We start from the raw sequence: 2,070 nt of genomic DNA, 5'->3' as shown, positions 1-2,070 counted from the left end.
TCCAATTCCACGGAAACAGTTGCTCCAGTCTGGTCATCGGCGTGTCTGCGATGCGGGCAAGGACGTCGGCCAACCACGCCTGCGGATCGATGTCGTTGAGTTTTGCCGTCATGATCAAAGTGGCCATGAAGGCGGCACGATCTGCACCGCGGTCTGATCCGGCAAACAGCCATGACTTCCTGCCGAGTGCAAAGCCTCTGAGCGCTCGCTCGGCGGCGTTGTTCGGCAGGCAAATCCGGCCGTCGTCGAGGAATGACGTAAAGCCATCCCAGCGCTTGAGCATGTAGTCGATTGCCTCTGCGACCGGAGAACTGCGTGACAGCTTTGCCCGCTCGGTTTGAAGCCAGGCCTGCAGGCCATCGACGAGTGGCAGACTTTCCATCTGTCGACGCTCCAGACGCTGCTCGGCGGCAAGACCGTTGATCTCCCGCTCGATATCGAACAGGCCGTCGATCCGTTTGACGGCTTCCAGCGCGATAGGCGAGATCGGCGCAGCATTCTTCCCCCGCTTGGCATTTGCAGCAATGTCGGCGAGCACGAAGAACTTGCGCCGCGAGTGTGCCCAACAAAGCGCCTGCCTAAGCGGATTTGGATCGCGATCGACTTTGAACAGCGGATTGTAGCCGCCATAGGCGTCCGCCTGCAGAATACCGGTGAAGGTCTTCAGGTGGCGTACCGGATGCTCCTGTCGCCGATCGCGCGAGGCATAATAAAGCGCGGCCGGCGGAGAGAGCCCTCCGAACGGCCGATCGTCCCGGACGTAAGTCCAGATGCGGCCCGTATCGGTCTTTCCTCTGGCCAAGATCGGCACGGTCGTATCGTCGCCATGCAGTCGCTCGGAGCCAAGGACATGGGCCTCGATCAACGAATGGATTGGCTTCAGCGCCGTGACGCATGCTCCAACCTGGTCGGCCAGTGTCGACAAGCTGAGGTCAACGCCTTCGCGGGCATAGCGCTCGCTCTGACGATTGAGCGGCTGGTGCTGGCCGAACTTCTCGAACAGGATCATCGCCAGCAGGTTAGGTCCGGCGAAGCCGCGTGGCGTCACATGGAAGGGTGCTGGTGGCTGGGTGATCTTCTCACACTCGCGGCAGGTAAACTTCTCCCGCACCGTCTGGATAACCTTCCATTGTCGCGGGACGATCTCCAGGGTCTCGGTGATGTCCTCGCCAAGCTTCGACAGTCTGGTCGATCCGCAGCAGGCGCAATTGGCTGGAGCAGCGATGACAACGCGCTCGCGCGGCAGATGTTCAGGAAAGGGCTTACGTGAGGGACGTTTGCGCTCGAAAGCTTTGACGGCTGAAGCTTTGGCTGCAATCTCCGCCGCCAGTTCATCTTCACCGGCGTCCGCTTCCAACTCCTCGAGCTGCAGTTCCATCTGCTCCAAGAGCCGCGCCTTGCGCTCGGACCGGCTGCCGTAGAGTTCGCGACGAACCTTATCGATCTCCAGCTTCAGCCGTGCGATCAGCGCCTCGGAATGCGATACGAGTGCCTTTGCGCTGGCTGCTTCTGCCTTGGCGGTCGCCGCTTCTGCTTCGGCTGCGACACGCCGAGCGCGTTCCTGGGCCAGCAGTGCGAGGGCACTGGCAAGGTCGCCCGGAAACTGTTCGGTGGCATCGCTCATGACAGGATGGAATCATATTCGACCCCGCTGTTCCAGTATTTTTGCTCATCCAGCCGACGTCGGTCGCCAGGTTTTTTGCGGCATCCGCCAGTCTATGCCTTCCAGCAGGTAACCGAGCTGCGCAGGCGTGATCACCACCGTGCCATCGCTAGCTGATGGCCAGATGAAGCGTCCACGTTCCAGCTTCTTTGTGAACAGACAGGCGCCCTGACCGTCGTGCCAGATCACCTTGATCAAGCCACCACCGCGGCCGCGGAATACGAACAGGTGTCCGCACATCGGATCGCGCTTCAGCGCCTCCTGCACCATCAACGACAGACCGGGGAAACCTTTGCGCATGTCTGTGTGGCCGGTCGCCAGCCAGACCTTCACACCAGCAGGAACCGGGATCATCGCAGACCCAATACGCAATCGAGAATCCGGCCAAGCGCGTCCGTGTCGATATC

General features: G+C 60.9%; 2 protein-coding genes. Both read right to left on the bottom strand.

What is annotated here, in order from left to right; translation table 11 throughout:
* Window positions 1-1,624 (bottom strand): IS66 family transposase (gene tnpC / locus J2T09_RS27510; protein ID WP_306840272.1); only part of this gene is annotated, 1,624 nt, incomplete at its 3' end.
* Between the two features lie 45 nt (window positions 1,625-1,669).
* The gene (gene tnpB, locus J2T09_RS27505) at window positions 1,670-2,035 is read right to left on the bottom strand and encodes an IS66 family insertion sequence element accessory protein TnpB (protein WP_444939727.1); all 366 of its coding nucleotides are present in this window, start codon (window positions 2,033-2,035) and stop codon (window positions 1,670-1,672) included.
* Window positions 2,036-2,070 lie beyond the last annotated feature (35 nt).

This window comes from Neorhizobium huautlense, from assembly GCF_030811685.1.
In the GTDB taxonomy this organism is placed as follows: domain Bacteria; phylum Pseudomonadota; class Alphaproteobacteria; order Rhizobiales; family Rhizobiaceae; genus Neorhizobium; species Neorhizobium huautlense_A.
This window is presented reverse-complemented; position numbering and strand designations above follow the sequence as displayed.